General features: G+C 37.6%; 13 protein-coding genes. 10 read left to right on the forward strand and 3 right to left on the reverse strand.

Annotation, left to right across the window (positions count from 1 at the left end):
• The first annotated feature begins 105 nt into the window (after window positions 1-105).
• The 8 genes from P20495_RS15555 to P20495_RS15520 all read left to right on the forward strand — a co-directional run bounded on the left by P20495_RS15555 (window position 106) and on the right by P20495_RS15520 (window position 12,170).
• Window positions 106-2,814 carry an endo alpha-1,4 polygalactosaminidase gene (locus P20495_RS15555; protein WP_008134572.1) on the forward strand — a complete coding sequence of 903 codons (2,709 nt, stop codon included), beginning with the start codon at window positions 106-108 and terminating at the stop codon, window positions 2,812-2,814.
• The gene (locus P20495_RS15550; RefSeq protein ID WP_008134573.1) at window positions 2,814-6,098 is read left to right on the forward strand and encodes a tetratricopeptide repeat protein; all 3,285 of its coding nucleotides are present in this window, start codon (window positions 2,814-2,816) and stop codon (window positions 6,096-6,098) included. The genes P20495_RS15555 and P20495_RS15550 overlap by 1 nt, the downstream gene beginning before the upstream one ends.
• A 14-nt stretch (window positions 6,099-6,112) precedes the next feature.
• Entirely contained in the window at window positions 6,113-6,628 is a 516-nt protein-coding gene (locus P20495_RS15545; RefSeq protein ID WP_008134575.1) for a hypothetical protein, read from the forward strand.
• On the forward strand, window positions 6,625-7,926 hold the full coding sequence (locus P20495_RS15540; protein ID WP_008134576.1) for a PelD GGDEF domain-containing protein: 1,302 nt from the start codon (window positions 6,625-6,627) through the stop codon (window positions 7,924-7,926). The genes P20495_RS15545 and P20495_RS15540 overlap by 4 nt, the downstream gene beginning before the upstream one ends.
• Window positions 7,919-8,902 carry a hypothetical protein gene (locus tag P20495_RS15535; protein WP_008134578.1) on the forward strand — a complete coding sequence of 328 codons (984 nt, stop codon included), beginning with the start codon at window positions 7,919-7,921 and terminating at the stop codon, window positions 8,900-8,902. Before P20495_RS15540 ends, P20495_RS15535 begins: the two co-directional genes overlap by 8 nt.
• Window positions 8,895-10,412: a GT4 family glycosyltransferase PelF gene (gene pelF / locus P20495_RS15530; protein WP_008134579.1), complete on the forward strand. Its 1,518-nt coding sequence runs from the start codon at window positions 8,895-8,897 to the stop codon at window positions 10,410-10,412. Before P20495_RS15535 ends, pelF begins: the two co-directional genes overlap by 8 nt.
• Entirely contained in the window at window positions 10,400-11,764 is a 1,365-nt protein-coding gene (gene pelG / locus P20495_RS15525; RefSeq protein ID WP_008134580.1) for an exopolysaccharide Pel transporter PelG, read from the forward strand. Before pelF ends, pelG begins: the two co-directional genes overlap by 13 nt.
• Before the next feature lie 88 nt (window positions 11,765-11,852).
• Window positions 11,853-12,170, forward strand: coding sequence for a hypothetical protein (locus tag P20495_RS15520; RefSeq protein ID WP_008134581.1), 318 nt, complete (start codon window positions 11,853-11,855; stop codon window positions 12,168-12,170).
• A gap of 110 nt (window positions 12,171-12,280) precedes the next feature.
• Here P20495_RS15520 and P20495_RS15515 read toward each other — a convergent pair whose 3' ends face one another.
• From P20495_RS15515 to P20495_RS15505, 3 genes are all read right to left on the reverse strand, one after another.
• Window positions 12,281-13,282 carry a D-Ala-D-Ala carboxypeptidase family metallohydrolase gene (locus P20495_RS15515; protein ID WP_008134582.1) on the reverse strand — a complete coding sequence of 334 codons (1,002 nt, stop codon included), beginning with the start codon at window positions 13,280-13,282 and terminating at the stop codon, window positions 12,281-12,283.
• Window positions 13,283-13,293: 11 nt separating this feature from the next.
• Window positions 13,294-14,619 carry a murein L,D-transpeptidase gene (locus P20495_RS15510; protein ID WP_008134583.1) on the reverse strand — a complete coding sequence of 442 codons (1,326 nt, stop codon included), beginning with the start codon at window positions 14,617-14,619 and terminating at the stop codon, window positions 13,294-13,296.
• 210 nt (window positions 14,620-14,829) lie between these two features.
• Entirely contained in the window at window positions 14,830-15,807 is a 978-nt protein-coding gene (locus P20495_RS15505; RefSeq protein WP_008134584.1) for a DNA topoisomerase IB, read from the reverse strand.
• A 311-nt stretch (window positions 15,808-16,118) separates the two neighbouring features.
• On the opposite strand from P20495_RS15505, the gene P20495_RS15500 reads away from it, so the two are divergent.
• A complete protein-coding gene (locus P20495_RS15500; protein WP_008134585.1) occupies window positions 16,119-18,005 on the forward strand; it encodes a hypothetical protein in 1,887 nt (628 codons plus the stop codon).
• Window positions 18,006-18,211: 206 nt separating this feature from the next.
• Window positions 18,212-19,042, forward strand: a complete 831-nt coding sequence (purU, locus tag P20495_RS15495) for a formyltetrahydrofolate deformylase (RefSeq protein WP_008134586.1) — start codon at window positions 18,212-18,214, stop codon at window positions 19,040-19,042.
• Window positions 19,043-19,093: the final 51 nt, after the last annotated feature.

Genomic DNA, 19,093 nt, shown 5'->3' on the forward strand with positions numbered 1-19,093 from the left:
ATTAACATATAATCACCCTATCTTACTAATACGAATTACCTAGCATAAAATCGGAACGCACGTCATTTCTTATCTCTGCTTAATCCCAACCAAAATGAATCATCAATGAAGTACATTCTATATTTTACGCTTTTAATTTCTGCTCATGTATTCGCCAAGCCAATAAACAACAGCACTGCTTTTTATTATTCAGCACCGATGCCTCTTGCTGAAATGACATTTTATTCTCGTGTGGTAGTGCAACCAGAATTAATCACAGAGCATGAGCTTAATTGGCTTACGCAGCGTAACATTGCTGTTTATGCTTATCTTAGTGTGGGTGAGTCATTCGAAAAAAACACGTCATCACTTGTTGTTAATCCCAATTGGAATAGTCATATCTCCGATTTAACTTCTACGTATTGGCATAAACGCATAAAAAACAGCGCTAATGATTTAAAAGACCGTGGTTTCACTGGCTTATTCTTAGATACACTAGATAGCTATCAGCTATTAGATACAACAAGCAATAAAGCAGACCAACAAGCTGGGCTAATTTCAATTATTGAGGACCTCTCAAGCTCATTTGATAAACATTTAATACTCAATCGTGGGTTTGAACTACTTCCCAAGTTAAAAGGGTTCGCAACTGATTTAGTAGCGGAGGGGTTATATAGCCATTACAATCCTCTTGATAATAGCTACAAACTCACTGCCGAAAGTGATCAAATATGGCTAATTGCACAATTAAATACAGCAAAAAACTTGGGCTTTAATGTACAAGTGATTGATTATGCAAAGCCCAAAAATCGCCTTGCTATGGCTCAAAAAATAATAAAAAACGGTTATGCACCTTGGATAACTGACGGACACCTACAAACATGGGGAACGTCAAATATCACACCAATAGCTAGGCGTATTCTAATTCCTTACAATAGTGATATTAAGCCACTTATCTATACTACGGTGCACTTAAAACTTGCAACCATGATTGAATATTTGGGGTATATCCCTGATTACATTGATGTAGCAAAAAGAGCGCTTCCTCTCATAGATCCAAGTTTACATGCTGGCGTTATTTCGTGGACTACCAGTGATGCTTTTTATACCCCGGCGATAACTAATTGGCTAGAAACAAATTTAGGCGCTGTCCCTTTGTTAGTTATGGGAGAATTACCGCTTTCGACTACACTACTAATCAAACTAGGTGTAGAAGCACTCAATGTATTACCTCCTGCTCCTTATGAATTAAATTACTTTGCCCCATGGTTCAAAGGTGAAGCCGCGACACCACCACCAATAGTAAAACCATATTTACTGAAACTAGCGCCAAATGCCACTGCGCTTATTAATATAAAAGCGGCTGATGGCAGCATTGTTGTGCAAAGTGCAAAAACAAAATATGGTGCTGTGGTGGTTGCCCCTTGGCTAATTGATACTTTTCCGATGGAAGGTAGTAAGTGGGTTATCGACCCTCGTACATTGCTGACAAAGGCGATGGAGCTCCCGCCTATCTTAGTCCCCGATACAACAACTGAAAGTGGTAGGCGCATGCTTACTCTACATATTGATGGTGATGGTTTTTCAAGTATTGCAAATTTTACAGGTAGACCTTATTCGGCAGAAGTGATCCGCGATGAAATAATTAAACGCTATAAACTCCCTTTAACATCATCAATTATTCAAGCAGATATTGAAGCTACTGGACTTCACTCAAAAGCGAGTCCTAAATTAGAACGTATTGCGCGCAGTATTTTCGATTTACCCTATGTTGAAATTGCATCTCATACTTATAGTCACCCTTATTTTTGGACCGCACTCTCTGGTCGGAAAAAAATAGATGAGGATGACACCGACTATGGTTTTCATCTTGATGTGCCAGGATACGACACTATAAGTTTAAAAAAAGAAATTACGGGCTCTATAAAATACATTGACGAAAAGCTGGCACCAAAAAATAAAAAAACAGTATTAATGCTGTGGTCTGGTGACGCAACACCTGGGCCAAAAGCACTTGAACTTGCCCGTGACGCGGGTGTATTAAACATTAATGGCGGCAACACAGATGCAAATGCCGATAACCCTAGCCTGTCTCATATATCGCCAATTGGGCGACCTGAGCGCGACCTGTTATATCAAATTTATGCTCCTATCTTGAATGAAAATGTATTCACTAATTTATGGCACGGGCCTTATTATGGGTTTAAACGTTTAACCGAAACATTTGAAATAACAGAAAAACCATACAGATTAAAGCCTTACACTATTTATTATCACTTTTATTCGGGGGAAATACCTGCTGGTCTCGATGCCTTAAAACACAATATAGACTATGTTTTAGCACGGCCAAATACACCTGTACATTTGAGTCATTTTGCAAAAATTGCAAAAGATTTTTATTTCTCTGCATTAGCAAAAAATAATGACGATGAATGGCTATTTAGCTCAAAATATATTCGTACTTTACGAATACCTAGCGATTTTGATATACCAAATATAGCCCAAAGTGAAGGGGTATCTGGTGTAACTCAAAAAGGCGACTACGTACATATTATCAATAATATTGCCCGCCTTAGCTTTGATCACAGCCAAAATAATAGTAAGCCTTATTTAGCTTCTGCTAATGTGGTTATCGATAATTGGCAGGTAAATGGCGCAGTAAGCTTTAAAGCTTGGGTGCCCGCTTCACTTGATTTAATGAATGGACGTAAATGTCAATTTACATCTCATTTGGGAGAGCACTTTAAAGGTATCACTCACGGTAAATTAACGCATTTCAAAATACCTATGGGTGACTTTTATGGCTACCTTAACTGTGCTGGGACTGCCCCATAATGAATTCTAATAAACGCCCTCAGTTAGTATCTATAAAAACAATATTAACGATATTAGCCGTAAGTTGCTTTGCACTTTATGCGTTATTTCCGCATACCTTATTTTTTGAAGATGATACGCTTTCACAAGATTATACTTTTGAAACATCGTACCTAAATGCAGCGCTTAATACTGACCCTGACAATGAAAAACTACGCGCTAAGCTAATTGAGCTACACATAGAGCTAAGCGAATACGCACAAGCGAAAATTGAGCTTGCAAAGTTACCTAAAAGTGAGCGCAAAGCGACACTTGAAATCAAACTACTTTACTCATTATGGTTAGCAAGTGGTGCAAATATAGATGATAGATTTGAAGAGTTATCTTTAAAAATAAAGGCCCATAAAAATTGGAATGAACAAGTGCTAAGCATAGCTAAAGCGCTTGGCTTAAATGTAAGTGTTGCACAGTACTACCAGCTAAAAAACAAGCCATTACTCGCCGCTGATTACTGGTTAAGTGCAGGCGAACCAGTTAAAGCATTAGTCATTTATAAAGCAGGTATACACGCAAATATAGCTGAAAAAGCAATTGAAACAGCGCTTGGCGCAAATGACCCTGTGCAAGCCTATATGTGGTGGAAAAAGTATGGCGACCAAGCTAACACTGAACGTACTCTTTATTTAGCTGACTTAGCCGGCAATACAGAAGATGCTGCAGATGCGGTAGAAGCTCTACTAAAAGCTACCCCTAATAATACACACTATTTAACTAAGGCAATGTATTTACGCTTAGCCAATGGTAATGCAAAAGGTGCCGAACAATTACTCGAAAAATTGCTAATAAAAAGTCCAAATAACAAAGAACTCCATTTACTAAATTGGAAAGTAAAACGTTGGCAAAATAAACCCAGCGAAGCACTTAATGAATTTAAGTGGTTAATGGCAAATCATGCAGTAACACCAGCCATGCTCAGTGATAGCATAAACGATGCAACCTCTCTTTATTTGTATCAAGATGCAAATGATATTTACGAATACAAAGCGCAAAATAGGCAGTTAAAAGGCAATGGTTTTGCTAAATGGATGCAAACCAATGAGTTCATCGGCAATGCAAAAAAAGAGCTAAATCATATTGAACGATTTGAACAAATTAGTGGTAAAAGTGTGTTATCACAATACTGGAAAGCTAAAGTACTGCACGATACTGGTAACTTAAAAGGCTTAAGGTCACTATGGCCAACATACCAAGGTCCAAAAAATGAAGAAGATCTATTATGGCTTGCCCGATCATTTTGGCTTATCGATGATTTTTCAACCGCACTTACCATTTTAAAGCAAAAAAAACAAAGTACAGACACTGAATTTTGGACTGCACGCGTTGATATGGCATTACGAGTTCAAAATAAAAAAGAAGAGCTTTATGCGTTCGAACAATTAATGACCATTAGTGAGCTCAGTGTAGGTGATATGTTGCACTATCAACAACTGCGCTTTGAGAACAATCCTCAAGGCCTTCTCGATTACCTATGGCAGCAACCATCGCTTACAATTAGACAATTAATCCAAGTTGCATTATTGAGTTCACACGTTGATGATGAAGAATCGATAAAACGTATCCACCAAGAACTCGAAAAGCAGCGCTATAATAAAGCACTTTATCCTGCTTGGTTAATACTCTCAAACTGGTATCAAAACCAAAGTGATTTAAATTCAGCTTATACAACTTTAAACCGCGCTGCTAAATTAAGCGAATATGACTCTGATGTTGTGCTTGCACAAGGTTGGTTAGCGCTGCAAATGCATGATACAGTAATGATAAAGCGTATTATAGATAATCATTCAGAAGATGAGACTACTCACGGCTGGACGCAACTGTTAGCTAGCTTATCGATTCATGAAAAATCATATAATAGCGCTTACTTTTACTTACGAAAGTTAGCGCTGGCTGATCCAAACGACTTAACAACCCTGGTTAACTTAGCTGATGTAATGAAACAGCTTGGTTATTACGCAAATGCCACCGAACTTAATCATTATTTATTACAACATTTACCTAAAGATAAATACGCCTACCGAGGCTTAATGTACCGCTGGGCAGGTGCGATGGCTATTCCACATTTAATGCAACTTAATTCAATGGATGAACTAGCACCCGAGACAATTGGCGAGCCTCAAACAAACTGGTGGTTAGCACGACGAGCAGCACAAAAGTTAGCTCCTTGGCAAAAACTACAACTTTACATGACTAATGGCGAGTTTAATAAAATTAAACAGCTCATAACGCAAAATGCACTAACCGAGGAAGATAAGTTAAATGCACTTCTCTACCTCAGACAACCCTACGCAACAATGCAGCGTTGGTACGAAGAACTAACAACTGAGCCGAGCGAATCACAATTAAGTTTAGTTCGTAATGCCCGAGGCTCATACTTTAGAGCACTTGAAATTAATTTATCGCCTGAGGCCGGATTAAACAGTAGCCAATACGATGTAAATGTTTATTTTCCTTATGCCAATGGCCAGTGGAAACTAAGCCTAAGTAATCAGAAAAACTTTAATAATAATGGATTACTGTTTGCTGTAGAAAATAAAATGACATGGGGTCGCTGGTATTTCGATGCAAAAATTGATTCCCACCAAGGTCGTTTAGCAAATCGTCAGGGTATTAGCTTAGATTCTCGCTATCAATGGGATTCTCGTACACAAGTTGGTTTAAAGCTTGAACACAATGTTGAAAATCGCCAGTCAGAGGCCTTACTTAGTTTTGCGCAACTTAACAAAGCTACGGCCTATGTAAACTATAATATTGATGGTCGACAAAACATGCAATTATCGGCCGCTATAATGTCTTTTTTACGACGAGATAGTGGAAGTTCACTCATCAACGGGCAAGAGTATAACGCCCGATACCAATACCGTATTTTAAAAGATAGGCCAATTTGGACTGCTTATTTTAGCGCGCAATGGCAAGATTTTGAACAAGTGAACACGCTTATAAATACAGGTAACGATGCCGCATTAAATATAGAACTTCAGCCATTTAGACGCTTTGCGCTCGGTACCTCATTTTCCTCAACCAGCTCACTAGAACCGCCCTATTTAGGTACTAGCCCATCATGGCTATTTGATATAAGCACCGGTTACCAAACTATCAACGATGATATTGATGTGTCTGTTTCAAGTGGCGCTGGTTGGTCTATTTTAGGTGATGATTTATTTAAATTACAGCTGGGTTACCAAAGTAGTAATAAGGTTGGTAATTCAGATACACAGTTACAATTAGGATATTACGTACATTTTTAATGTTAGGAGAAAATATGTTTCGCTTAGTTATACCATGTCTAGTTTTATTACTATCAGCCTGTACAACGAGTAGAGTTGCTGATGATGTAGAAATAAACCCATCAACAACAGTTGCCTTATTACCGCTAGTAAATCATGCTCAAACACCTCTCGCTGGTGAGCGTGCTGAAGACATTTTAACAAGTATTTGGCAACAAAATAAATTACCAACGCTTCTTCGCGCACCCAGAAATAGCAATAAGGAGCTACCACCACTTGACGATCAATATCGTTTAGATAACGCCATGCAATGGCTAAGCACTCAACAAGCGGATTATCTACTCACCGGTAGCATTGAAGAGTGGCGCTACAAAGCTGGTCTTGATGGCGAACCCGTTGTTGCTCTTACTTTATCGTTAACTGCGAACGGCCAAACCACACCGATATGGACAGGAACAATTGCAAAAAGTGGTTGGGGACGCGATAGCATTGCAGCAACGGCACAAGATGTAATTGCCGACTTAATTTCTTATATAGAGGTTAGTGAGTGAAAACACATTTCTTTCGCCCAAGAGAAGTCCCTGAGCTACAGACATGGGCTGAGGTAATTATATTTACCACATTGGCTTTAGGCCTGCCTGTTCTGTTTAATGCCGAGGATCCTTTTTGGACGCAAGGAGGGTTTTCTTGGCCTGTATTAGGGCCTTTACTGGTTGCTTTGCGTTATGGGTTCTCTAAAGGTTTTATCAGCATTTTAACTTTACTCGTAGGCCAATTACTGTTGTTGCAAAGCGATATTTTGGCACCTCAAAGCGAATTCAATATCAACGCCATGATTGGCTATACTATTGTAATTATGATCGCGGGTGAATTTAGGGATGTTTGGGAGCGTACTAATCAACAACAGACTATTCAACTAGAGTATGTGTCTGATCGGCTTGAAAAATTCACTCGTCAATATCATTTAATTAGCTCTTCACACGATCGAATAGAACAAATGTTAGCTGGGCATACATTGAGTTTAAGGGAGTCATTGCAAGCTGTAAGAGCATCTATAGGCCAACTTAAAGAAAGACGTTTAGATAGTGCAGCGCAAGTGATTATCAATTTATTTGTAGAGTATGGAGCATTAGAAAAAGCCGGGCTATATAAAGTGGAAAACAATAATATAGTGGAGCCCCCTCTTGCTGTTATTGGTAAAATGACTTCGCCAATAACATCTGACCCACTAATCCTTGCTATGTTTGAAGAAAAAGAACTGGTGTCGGTTAAAAGCTCTAAAGTTTATTTAGGCAGCAGTAAATACCATATCGCAATTCCACTTATTGATGTAAACGATACCATTTATGGCGCTATTTTAGTCGAAAAAGTACAGTTTTTTGCGCTCAAAGAAAACACGCTTACTTTACTTGCCGTAATGGCCGGACACGTTGGAGACTTACTTCGACATGAAATAACCAACCCGATAATGACTAGCGAAGAATCTCCGTACTTTGTTCGCCAAGTAAAACGAGCTAACAAAGAAGCTAAACGTTACAAAATTCCTGCACATTTATTAAAAGTTAAAACATTAAATATTACCAACGAATCCCGTCGACTTATGGAGTATTTAACGGAAGCCCGTCGAGGCTTAGATATTTACTTATATGATGATGAGAAGCAAACTCTGTTAATACTTATGCCACTTACTGATGAATTAGAAAAAGACGGTTTTATAACGCGTATAAATGGGTGGAGTAAAGAGCGTACAGGTAAAAATTTAGCTGAATTAGATATCGTTATTGAACAACAAATTGCTTTGCCAATTAGTAAAGATGCGATTAAACCACTGGTAACACTTCATGATTAGAATTGTCATTGCTGTAATAGTGGGATTTATATGTGAATATTTTGCTTTAATAGAAACACTTGATACACCCAATTGGCTTATCGCTATTTTATTACATGCTATAGCAAGTATGCTTTTTACTTTTGTAAGCTATATTGTGATTCCAGCTAAATACAAAAGTACATTATTTGGTGCCCTATTACTGTTATTTTCACTACTGTTTACGCTTCCTCTATTTGGTGTTTTAGGCGTTATGTTCGCACTCACGTTTGCTTTGTGTAAACCGCTTAAAAATAATGATATTGAAATACAAGAACACAAAATCCCAGGTCTCCCTTTTGAAGTTCGTAGTATTTCAGCTAATCCAACCTATTCGATGGGTGGATTAAAAGCGATCCTCAAGTATGCAAGTGAGCCAAACAAACGTCTTAGTGCAGTAATGGCTGCACGTCACATGAGTGATACGCAGGCAATTCCTATTTTAAAACTCGCCCTTAAAGACTTAGAAGATGATATTCGTCTGCTTGCTTACTCCACTCTCGATGCTAAAGAAACTAAGTTAAACGAAAAAATAGGCCTATATCAGCAAGAGATATTGTTAACGACTCAGCAACCAAAACTGAGTAACTTGCAACAACAATTAGCTGAAATATATTGGGAACTTAGTTACTTAGGATTGGCACAAGGTGCATTGCGAGAATACGTGTTAAAAAAAGCAGAAACACTTTCCTTGCAAAGCATCGAATATGTGAAAAAGCCTGCAACCTTTGTATTTTTGGGCCGGCTTTGTTTAGCTCTTGGTAAATATGAACTTGCACTTAGTCATTTAGCACAAGCCACAGACCTTGGTATGGCACGTCGTCATGTTTTGCCCTATAAAGCTGAAGTTGCTTTTTGTATGAATAAATTCGATGACTGTAAACGTTATTTAAAAGAACTACCAGAGCAACCAAAGGGTAGCGAGTTACGCCATTTACAGGAGTATTGGAATGCCTAAACCAAACGCTGATGTATTACTGCTTTTAGAAGGCACTTACCCCTATGTCCGAGGCGGCGTATCGAGCTGGGTCCATCAAATTATTGAAGGCTTACCACACTATAACTTTGAGCTGGTTTTTTTGGGCGGTGCACCTGAGCATTATGGTGAAATTCAATATACATTACCTAAAAATGTAACCAAATTACATGTTCATTATTTAGTTGAAAACAACGCCTCTGAAATAAAAGCAAAACATGGCGTAAAGTATAAAAAAGAGTTGTTCGAATTTTGGCAACAACTGCAAAACTATTTCCGTGACTCTAAAGAACCGATCCCTAGCGAGTTACTAAAGTTTGCTTTTAAAAAGCTTGCCCAAAAAGACGGCATAAACGAAGCCGACTTTTTGTATAGTGAATCCTCATGGCAAGTTCTCGCAAAATATTATTTAACCTACTGTGATGAATCATCATTTATCGATTTCTTTTGGTCGTATCGTAACTTATACAAACCGCTGTTTAAAATAGCAGAGATAGCTCGCGAATTACCTAATGTTAAACTTATACATTCAATATCAACAGGCTATGCGGGATTCCTAGGTTCTGGTGCAAGCGCAATTAGCAACACTGCGTATTTACTAACCGAACATGGTATTTATACCAAAGAGCGTAAAATAGACCTTATTCAAGCCAGCTGGATCAAAGAGTCAGAGCAGGTATTAGGTAAAAATTTAAATACCGAAATGGGCTTTATTCGCAGAATGTGGATTAGTTTCTTTGAGCAGATCGGCAGAACATCTTATCAAGAAGCCGATAAAATAATTTCTTTGTACGATGGTAATAGACAACGACAAATAAAAGATGGCGCCGCACCAGAAAAAACACGCGTAGTGCCAAATGGTATTAAAACATCGCGTTTTATTGAAGCACTTGCACAGCGTCCAAAAACGATTCCACTCACGGTAGGCTTAATTGGTCGTGTAGTGCCTATAAAAGATATTAAAACTTTTATCCGTGCAATCAAAGAGGTTCAGTCTAGTATACCTACAATTGAAGGCTGGATTATTGGCCCATACGAAGAAGACCCTCAATATTATAAAGAATGTCAATTACTTGTCAGCAGTTTAGATTTAGAAAATAACGTTACGTTTTTAGGTATGCAAAATATAGCTGAAATACTGCCTAAATTAGGTATCGTTGCACTAACCTCTATTTCTGAAGCACAACCTTTAGTACTACTAGAAGCGATGGCAGCTGGCGTTCCAGTCCTTGCAAGTGATGTTGGTTCGTGCCGTGAGATTATTGAAGGCGCAACTGACGAAGACAAAGCACTTGGCAAAGCCGGAGAAGTGGTATCAATAGCCTCTCCTAGCGAAACAGCAAAGCAAATATCAAATATCTTAAATAACGACGAAAAGTGGCATGAGTATCAATCGAGTGGTCTTAAGCGCGTAAAAACGTTTTATGACGAAAGCCATATGTTTGCGCAATACGACACACTTTATAAGGATGCAATGTCATGGCCGGAATAGGTTTTGAGATACGAAAAATTCTCAAAAAAAACACCCTACTTTCAGTATTTGAAGCTTATAGTTACGCTGGATTAATTGGTTCTGGCCCGTGGCTACTGTCAATTATCGCGCTTATGCTGATTGGCATTTTAAGTTTAGGTATTGTGCTACCGAAAGTGTTGATCATTCAGTTCTTAACGCTTGTAACCTATATGATGGCCGCATCGCTTATTTTAACGGGTGGTCTGCAATTGATGCTAACCCGTTTTATTGCCGATTTATTTTTTACAAAAGATGATGGATTAGTGCTACCAAACCTACTTGGCGCACAACTAATTACTACAATTGGCGCCCTATTGGTCGGTCTTGCTGTTTGGCCATTTTTACCTTTACCCATTATGACTAAAGTGATTATTTTAGGTGCCTTTATTAGCTTATGTAATCAGTGGCTTGGCGCAATATTTTTATCAGGTATGAAAGAATACAGGCTTATTTTAGTCACGATGCTGAGCGGCTATGCTTTCATGGTATTACTGGCTTACTTGCTTAGGGACTGGCAGTTAGACGGGTTGTTTTTTGCCTTTTTTGCTGGTGAAGCCTTATTATTTTTCAGTTTTCTATTTATGATTATTCGCCGCTACCCAGGTGAAAAACTTATAAGCTTTGACTTTTTGAACAATAAAAAAGTGTATTACAGCCTATTTTTATGCGGCCTGTTTTATAACATCGCTGTATGGGCCGATAAAATCATTTTTTGGTATTCACCAAGTACATCAATCCAAATTATTGGAACCCTCAGAGCCAGCCCTATTTATGATTTACCTATATTTTTAGCCTACCTATCTATTATCCCAGGTATGGCCGTATTTTTAGTAAGGATGGAAACTGACTTTGTTGAAGAATATGACCGTTTTTACTCTGCAATTCGCGACGGCTCAACGTTACAAGAAATTTATCATTTGAAAGATAATATGATCCGCACTGCGCGCAGTGGTCTTTACGACATATTTAAAATTCAAGGAATTACTGTCGCTTGCTTATTATTATGGGGAGAACAAATACTAACTTTTATTGGTATTGATCCAAACTATAAAACCCTCTTATTTATTGATGTAGTTGGTGTAGGCGTACAAGTTATATTTTTATCTATTTTAAACATTTTATTTTATTTAGATAAACGTATTACGGTAATGATACTGGCGGGTCTGTTTTTATTCACTAATATTGTTTTAACTTACTTATCAATTGCATTTGGGCCACAATTTTACGGTTATGGTTTTGCTTTAGCGACCATAATTAGCTCCGTTATTGGTTTATTTTGGTTGTCGAGACAATTTGAAAACTTAGAATACGAAACTTTCATGTTGCAGTAATATATTATAGACTTAATAAGAGCGAGGATAGACTAAATCAGCACAAGCACTTATAGCTTAAACATAATAATGAAAAGGAAGTATTTAAATGGAAAAAGGAATTACAACACGTTTTAATATCTTAGCCACAATAGCCTTATGGGCTATAAACTTTGTCTTTGCATTAACTAATTATGAAGTAGGAAGTACACACGAGTCAAATGCCCTTATAGATATGTATATTGACTCTTTGATTGTAAAAACGATATTACTTTTAGCAACATGGATCGCTAGTGCGTTAGTTTTATCAAAGTTATTTAACGAAATTTGGAATCGTTTATTTTCAGATATTTTTAATGTTCGCCAAATTAACTTTAGCGAATCGTACACATTTAGCATCTTAATGACATGGGCGTTGTTACCTTAATTCTATTAGCTTTTGATAAGCTTGTCTCAAAAAGTGTTGGTAATATGAGTTTTACCAGCACTTTTTAAATATGCTAGGTGGTAATTGCGCTAATATATTTATTAATATAACTATTTACTCACCCAACGCGCTTTAAAGCCACGCGTATCAACATGTATAAATGCGCCTCTGTGCGACTTAGGCCCATAAATACCTAGACCACCTAGTAAACCTTTAAATGATTCACGTCTAGCTAACGACTCAACAATATCGGCCATAGCTTTAGCGTCACCAATTGAATGCTTACCGTCGTTATTTATATCATCCATACGGTAGTTGCCATCGTTATCTATAAAAATATCGGCTGCATCACCAAATACATGTCGACTAAGTTTTACATTGCCGATTGATTTGTTGTAGTACGGAGTTCTATAACCGCTCATAACCACCATATTACTAACCGGTATCCCTTCTAAAATCAGCTCTTTGCGTATTTTTTCTAGTTTAAGTAACAACTTATTTTGTAAAAATAAATACTTTGGGTGCTTACTTCGCTGCTTACTAACAAATTCTTTTAGTGAAAAGTGAGGTGATATTTTTACGTTTTCATTTTCAGGCGTTACCTTAACAAAGCCATCGGGCACTATGTAGTGTGAAACGTCTTTAATCTGTGAAGGTTTAGGATAGTGCCCAATGTGGTAATACTTGAGCTTTCCTCCTTCAACATTGTCTGCCGGTACTTTTACAAATACGTTGATTTTCATACGCTGTTTTTTATCGGGCGACTCAATAATTACCGTTGTTAAACCAAGCTCTTTGGGTGCTTGCCATTGCCAACGGTTGGTATCTGTAAGCTTAGATTTCCCTTGAGTGTTAATTAGTGTGTAAGCATTTTTTGATTGCGCAAAAAGCACTTCAAACTCAACTTGCTCTTTGGGCATTACAAATACTGAAAACACCGAATATGGCATAACTATATCGTTAATTTTTAGGCTAAATTCTGCATCTTCAAAATTGGCTTTGTTTTTTATCTCAACTACCTGATGTATAGGCTTTGTAGGCGCTGCAGCAAATACACTATTGCTAAATATAATTGTGAATATGGCGATAGAAATATAATGAATAAATTGCATAAACCCTCTCATTATTTATTTTTTAACAAAGCAGCAATTACCGACTGCTTACTATTGTTTAAAAGTGCTTTTTTATCACGTTGATATATGTCATCTCTAAAGTTAACCAGTTTGTTTTCATCAACCCATGCAGTCCAATAGACTAAATGAATAGGAAGAGGCTCATCTAAATGAAACGTTTGAGTATTATTTTGGTCACGAGCGCTATCGATATGACTGAGTGTTTGCGCTTCTCCTTCGTGCTTAATAATCTCACGCGCTAACGAAAAAGGCTTTTCTATTCTTATACAACCATGCGATAAGGCTCGGTTTGCTTGGCTAAAACGGTGCTTTGCTGGTGTATCGTGAACATAAATTGCTTCGGGATTGGGGAATAAATACTTAACCTCCCCTAGAGGGTTTTGGCTCCCTGCTCGTTTTACTAAAAAGTGATCAAATTGGTACGGCTTAATAGAATCCCAATCAATATTGTTAGGATTAACAGTTTGTGAATCTAGGTAACTGTTTTTTCTAATTTCAATATTATTTTTTACAAGGTAGTCAGGATCTTCGGCTACCTTTGGTGCAATTTCTTTAGTGGCAATTGAGGTGGGTATACGCCATTCAGGATTAACTACAAACTTTTCTATTTCGTCGCTAAATGCAGGTGTTTCCCAACTTGGTTTACCTACAATTACGTTGTTTTTTAATTTTACATCGCCCGCTTTTACAAATCGTAAGCTGTATTCTGGAATATTTACATACACATATTGCTCATCACTTGCGCCTGCAAAGTTAGTTATTCTATAAAAGTTAAGTTTTAATTTATCGAGTTTTTGCTGTGCAGGCACATTAAGCGATGCAAAAGTACGCTTACCCACTCGGCCATCAACTTTTAAACCATGGCGACTTTGAAATTGCTTAACAGCTTGCTCTAAATCTTTATCAAACGTGCATATAGCTTCGTCGCACACATTAGTTTTTAAGTCACGCTCTTGATATAAACGCTGTGCAAGTAAGCTCACCTGATTATTATTACTGCCTAGTTCAAGCAATTCGTCGTTATATAAGTGTGTAAAACCACCTTTGTTAACTATTTCTTGATACCAATTAATTGCTTTTTCTGTACGTTCAATTAACTGCGCTGAATATTGGTCAAAGTAGTAGGTGTCATCAGCTTGCATGTACTTTTGTGAGTTGTAAGTAGTTAGTGAAGAGTTAGCGAGTACCACACTTTCAAGCTCATTAGCAGCGAGTGTTGGTGCTGAGCATAAGCCGCCCATGCCAATAAACAATGCTGTTTTTAAAGTAATACCCTTTGCTTTAGTAAGCGCTTGATTTGAAAATGACCCCTTCACTGTGTACCTCCTCGCTAAATATCGTTGATAAATGCTTATGTACTTATCACTAAGTAGTGCTTTGAAGGTGCAACGGTAATGCCAAATTAAACTTTTAAATTAAACAATTGAAATTTAATGACTTTTTAAAATAACTTATTCTAAACGTTAATAAATAAAATTAGAGAATATGTAATTAATATGCCCAAGTGTGTAAAGTTGCTATGGCAATTAATCGTTTAAAAAAGCTAAAAAACCACGTTCATAACGACTCAAGTACTTCGTTTTTCGTGGTAATGAAAGGGACTCCCTCCACGCAGTTTGAGTACCTTCATCTTCTTTACACAGCGTAATTAAATCGGGATGCACATACGATTTACGTGCTATAGCTGGAGTATTACCGAGTTGCTGGGAGACACTATCAAGCATGTTTTTTAAAGTAAGCGCCCCTTTAGCTTTAGCTAATTGTTTGAATGCAATAACGCTTGCTCGCCAAGTTCTAAAGTGCTTTGCACTAAACTCCTCGCCCATTATTTGCTGAATGTATTGATTTATTTCACTTGATGTAACATTTGTGCGCTCACCTTCATTTATATACTGGAATAAATGCTGCCCGGGTAAATCTTGTAAGTCTTTTATTACATGGCTAAGCACCCTATCGGTTATGTTTACTTCACGTTCCTTGCCTGATTTAGCACGGTACTTTAGCTGAATATTTTTACCCGTGAGTTTTGCATGGCGTGTGCGTAGTGTTGTAGCGCCAAAACTTTTATTTTGCTTTACGTTACGCTCGTTACCTACCCTCAACGCACCTAAATCCATAAGTCTTACAACTGCCGCTAAAGTACGTTCAATATTAAGCTCATCGCCTTGTAAGTCTGTTTCTAAACGCGCTCTTAACAAAGGGAGTTTATTACCAAATACTCCACATGCTTGGTATTTTTTTGCTTCTTGCTGTGCCCTAAATTCAGGATGGTAGCGGTATTGCTTTCGCCTCTTACTATCAAATCCTGTCGCTAAAATATGCCCGTTTTCTTCTGAGCAAAACCAGGCGTTTTTATAGGCAGGCGGAAACGCCAATCCATTCAAACGATCAATCACATTTTGCTCTTTTATTTGCTTACCGATTGGATCAAAGTAAAGCCAACTTTTATGTTTAAGTTTACGAGTGATCCCTGGTAAATTATCGTCTACATAAATTAGCTTCACTAACCCTCCAGTTATATTTAAGCATGTGTCGAAATATAAAATGTATCACTTTAAAATAACCTTAAACTGAACATGATTATTGATATATAATAAAAAACCAACAACAATTATAAATACTTAATATATATTAATAATTCTATTTAGGTTTTCGTAAAGTAGGTCTAACTTACGCGCCAGCAACAAGTCTATTACGATTAAACTCAATGCACCTAGCGCTAAAAATAGCTACTTGAGGTAGATTTATTATCCTAAGTTCAGATTAATTACACTTTGTCCCCTGCAATTGGGGTGCTGTTTAAATGGAGAATTCAATGGCTTTTGATTATGGATCGATTGATCTTGGACTAAAAAACCCCTTCAAACTGGAAGGTAAAGTAACAGCATTAAGAGGACTCATTGAGTCTATAGCTGGTATTAGTTTACTTGTTATTGCTGCAGGCTCTGTGAAAGAAGATACAACCGCAGGTTGGATTTTAATGGTGTTTGGCATGCTTATTTTAGCATTCGGCATTCGCTCACTATCGGCAGGTATTTATGCAACTCTTAAATACTTTGTAGGCAGAAACCACCCTACTTCACTTGCTTATAACTACAGCAAATCACAAGCATCAACCGCTCAAGAAGAGCAAAAAGAAGTAGCCTACACAGCGCAATCACTTGAAGAAATGCTGGTTGGTCGTAAAAACAGTACATTTAAAGAGCCTAATGGTTTTTTATCACGATTACTTCACAGCTTAATCCCTAAGTTATTGTTTCTACCATATCCTATTCGTAATGTTGCCCAGCGATTATTTGGCTCATGGGTAAGCACCTTTGTCGCCCTTATTGCTTATGGCCTTGTTGCATTTGTGTCTTTGTCGGGCTTTACCGGTGAAGCTGGGGAATTAGCATTTCCGGTTTATAGTGCAATATTAATGTTTTACGTTCTTTTTTCGTGGCGCTCTACAGGTAAACCTATCTCTCGAAATGCAGAAAAGAATATTGAAGCACTTGGTACTGGTGCGCTTGCAAAAATTATTTCTTTATCTTTTATTTTACCCATCGCTATTGGTCTTTCTATGTCATGGTTGATGAAAGAGCAGCGCATTAGTAAACAAGAAATAGATAACTGGCTTGAGCAACTGCCTAGTCTTCACGCTGGAATGTACTTAATTGCAATTATTATATTAGCGACTCTAAGTTGTGCGCTTGCTTTTATCATGATTAAAGCGCGTTTAAATTCAGTTACCCCTTCAGCTGAAGTATCTGAACTACGTGAAAACTGGCAAGAGTCTGTTCATCCAGACGAGATTTTCATAAACCTCGATAACCTAGTAATGGCTAATCGTCGCTATAAAGAAGTACCTAACAGAGTTTACAGAGAATTAGACCCTAAGCTTCAAGAACAAATAGAAGGTAAAGGCGGTTTTAAAGGTGAAATGATCCAAGAGATTCAGCCTAAACTGCACTCAATGGACTTAGGTAAAAACTTTACACTCGCGAGATTACTTGCTTTGGTGAGCGGTAACTTACTTTATATTGTAGCGTTAGTATTTACTGTGTTTTTAGCGTATTCGTTTATTAATATTTACCATTACATTGATGCGGCAAATATTAATAGCTTTAAACAAGCATTTAATAACCAACATGTTATTCAATTTAGTGAACTATTAATGACAAGCTTTCACTTATTGCTAATAGGTATACTTATTAAAGCATTTGCACAATTGCTAACAAATACGGCTCATCTGTTTTTTGCTGAAATGCAATTTGAATCACTGCTTGTGTACTTTAAATGCGAAGGTACTTTTACTGAGTCTAAAATATCAACAGGTACTGGTATTCACGATAGCACCCGCTCAGAAAATACTTTAGTACGCAGTAGCATAACGCCTTGGATTATTGTTTCTCGTGTTATTTCTACTACGTTTGCTGCAACAGGTATGAAAAACCTTGAGCATCCTCGCCATATTATGGAAATGCATAAAGACGAAGGACAATTGCAAGCAATCAAAAAAGACGTTATTGCGTTCTTAAAAGACCGCGAATCTATCGCCTCAATCACCAGTGAGCGTGATTTAGGTAATGCGTCACAAATCCATCAACTAAACCAACAAACGCGTGCTATACCTACTCAGCAAGCGATAGCGAAAGATGATGAAGAAGCTGCCGGGTATTTAAGACAAGAAGAAAACTTATCTCCCGAGCCTAAGGGTTAATTAACCTGAAACCTAGATAATTTTTATTAATGCCACCTTGGTAACTTAGGTGGCATTTTTTTTACCCTCTATTCAAGACTTTTTAACTTTATTACCTCTTTCACACTCAACAACATGATTAATATTGGATTAGTCCACAAAGCTCTTGCTTTATGTGCCAAAACACAAATAATGAAAGGATTAATTACAGGGTAAGAATGAGGACAATGAGCTATATACTAACCACCCAATGTGCTGATGATGTAGGCTTAATAGCTAAAATTACAGGGCTTTGCCATAAAAATAATTTAAATATTACGCGTAACAACGAATTTGTAGATAAAGACGCGCAGCGATTTTTTATGCGTACAGAGCTTACAGGCGAGCCACAAAGCGACTTTTTAGATCAACTACGCGCACTGTTGCCAGAAGGCGCTAAACTTGCGCTACATTGCGGCGCAAAAACTAAAGTAGTTTTATTGGCAACTAAAGAAGCTCATTGTTTAGGTGGTATGCTGTTAAAGCAATTTGAACAAACTCTTAATATTGAAGTACTCGCTGTAATTGCTAACTATGCTGATTTAGAGCCGCTAGCTAAAGGGTTTGGTGTGCCATTTCATGTTGTATCGCACGAAGGGTTAACCCGTAGCGAACATGACGAAAAAGTAGGCGATCTAATTGCCAGCTACAACCCTGACATTATTGGCCTTGCCAAATACATGCGTATTTTAAGTCCTGAATTTGTGGGTCGATTTGAAGGTAAAATAATTAATATTCATCACTCATTTTTGCCTGCCTTTATAGGGGCTAAACCTTATCATCAAGCATTTGAGCGCGGCGTAAAAATTATTGGTGCTACCGCTCACTTTGTTAATAATGAGCTTGATGAAGGTCCTATTATTTTGCAAGATGTAACCAGCGTTACACATGCGAATACCGCTGAAATGATGGCTAAAATGGGCAAAGATGTTGAAAAGACTGTGTTTTGTAAAGCACTTCAACTTGCCTCAGAGCATAAGCTATTTATTAATGGTAATAAAACCGTGGTGTTTTCTTAGCATTATTCCAACCGCTTAATTATTCTACATATAAAAAAGGCCAGCATTGTT

Origin of the sequence: Pseudoalteromonas sp. BSi20495, from assembly GCF_000241185.1 — a bacterium.
Taxonomy (GTDB): domain Bacteria; phylum Pseudomonadota; class Gammaproteobacteria; order Enterobacterales; family Alteromonadaceae; genus Pseudoalteromonas; species Pseudoalteromonas fuliginea.

Excerpts from the sequence above, each read along its gene's own strand:
- P20495_RS15535 (WP_008134578.1), top strand. The coding sequence starts at position 7,919 with ATGATTAGAATTGTCATTGCTGTAATAGTGGGATTTATATGTGAATAT.
- purU (WP_008134586.1), top strand. The coding sequence starts at position 18,212 with ATGAGCTATATACTAACCACCCAATGTGCTGATGATGTAGGCTTAATA.
- P20495_RS15520 (WP_008134581.1), top strand. The coding sequence starts at position 11,853 with ATGGAAAAAGGAATTACAACACGTTTTAATATCTTAGCCACAATAGCC.
- P20495_RS15515 (WP_008134582.1), bottom strand. The coding sequence starts at position 13,282 with ATGCAATTTATTCATTATATTTCTATCGCCATATTCACAATTATATTT.
- P20495_RS15545 (WP_008134575.1), top strand. The coding sequence starts at position 6,113 with ATGTTTCGCTTAGTTATACCATGTCTAGTTTTATTACTATCAGCCTGT.
- P20495_RS15555 (WP_008134572.1), top strand. The coding sequence starts at position 106 with ATGAAGTACATTCTATATTTTACGCTTTTAATTTCTGCTCATGTATTC.
- P20495_RS15550 (WP_008134573.1), top strand. The coding sequence starts at position 2,814 with ATGAATTCTAATAAACGCCCTCAGTTAGTATCTATAAAAACAATATTA.
- pelF (WP_008134579.1), top strand. The coding sequence starts at position 8,895 with ATGCCTAAACCAAACGCTGATGTATTACTGCTTTTAGAAGGCACTTAC.
- pelG (WP_008134580.1), top strand. The coding sequence starts at position 10,400 with ATGGCCGGAATAGGTTTTGAGATACGAAAAATTCTCAAAAAAAACACC.
- P20495_RS15500 (WP_008134585.1), top strand. The coding sequence starts at position 16,119 with ATGGCTTTTGATTATGGATCGATTGATCTTGGACTAAAAAACCCCTTC.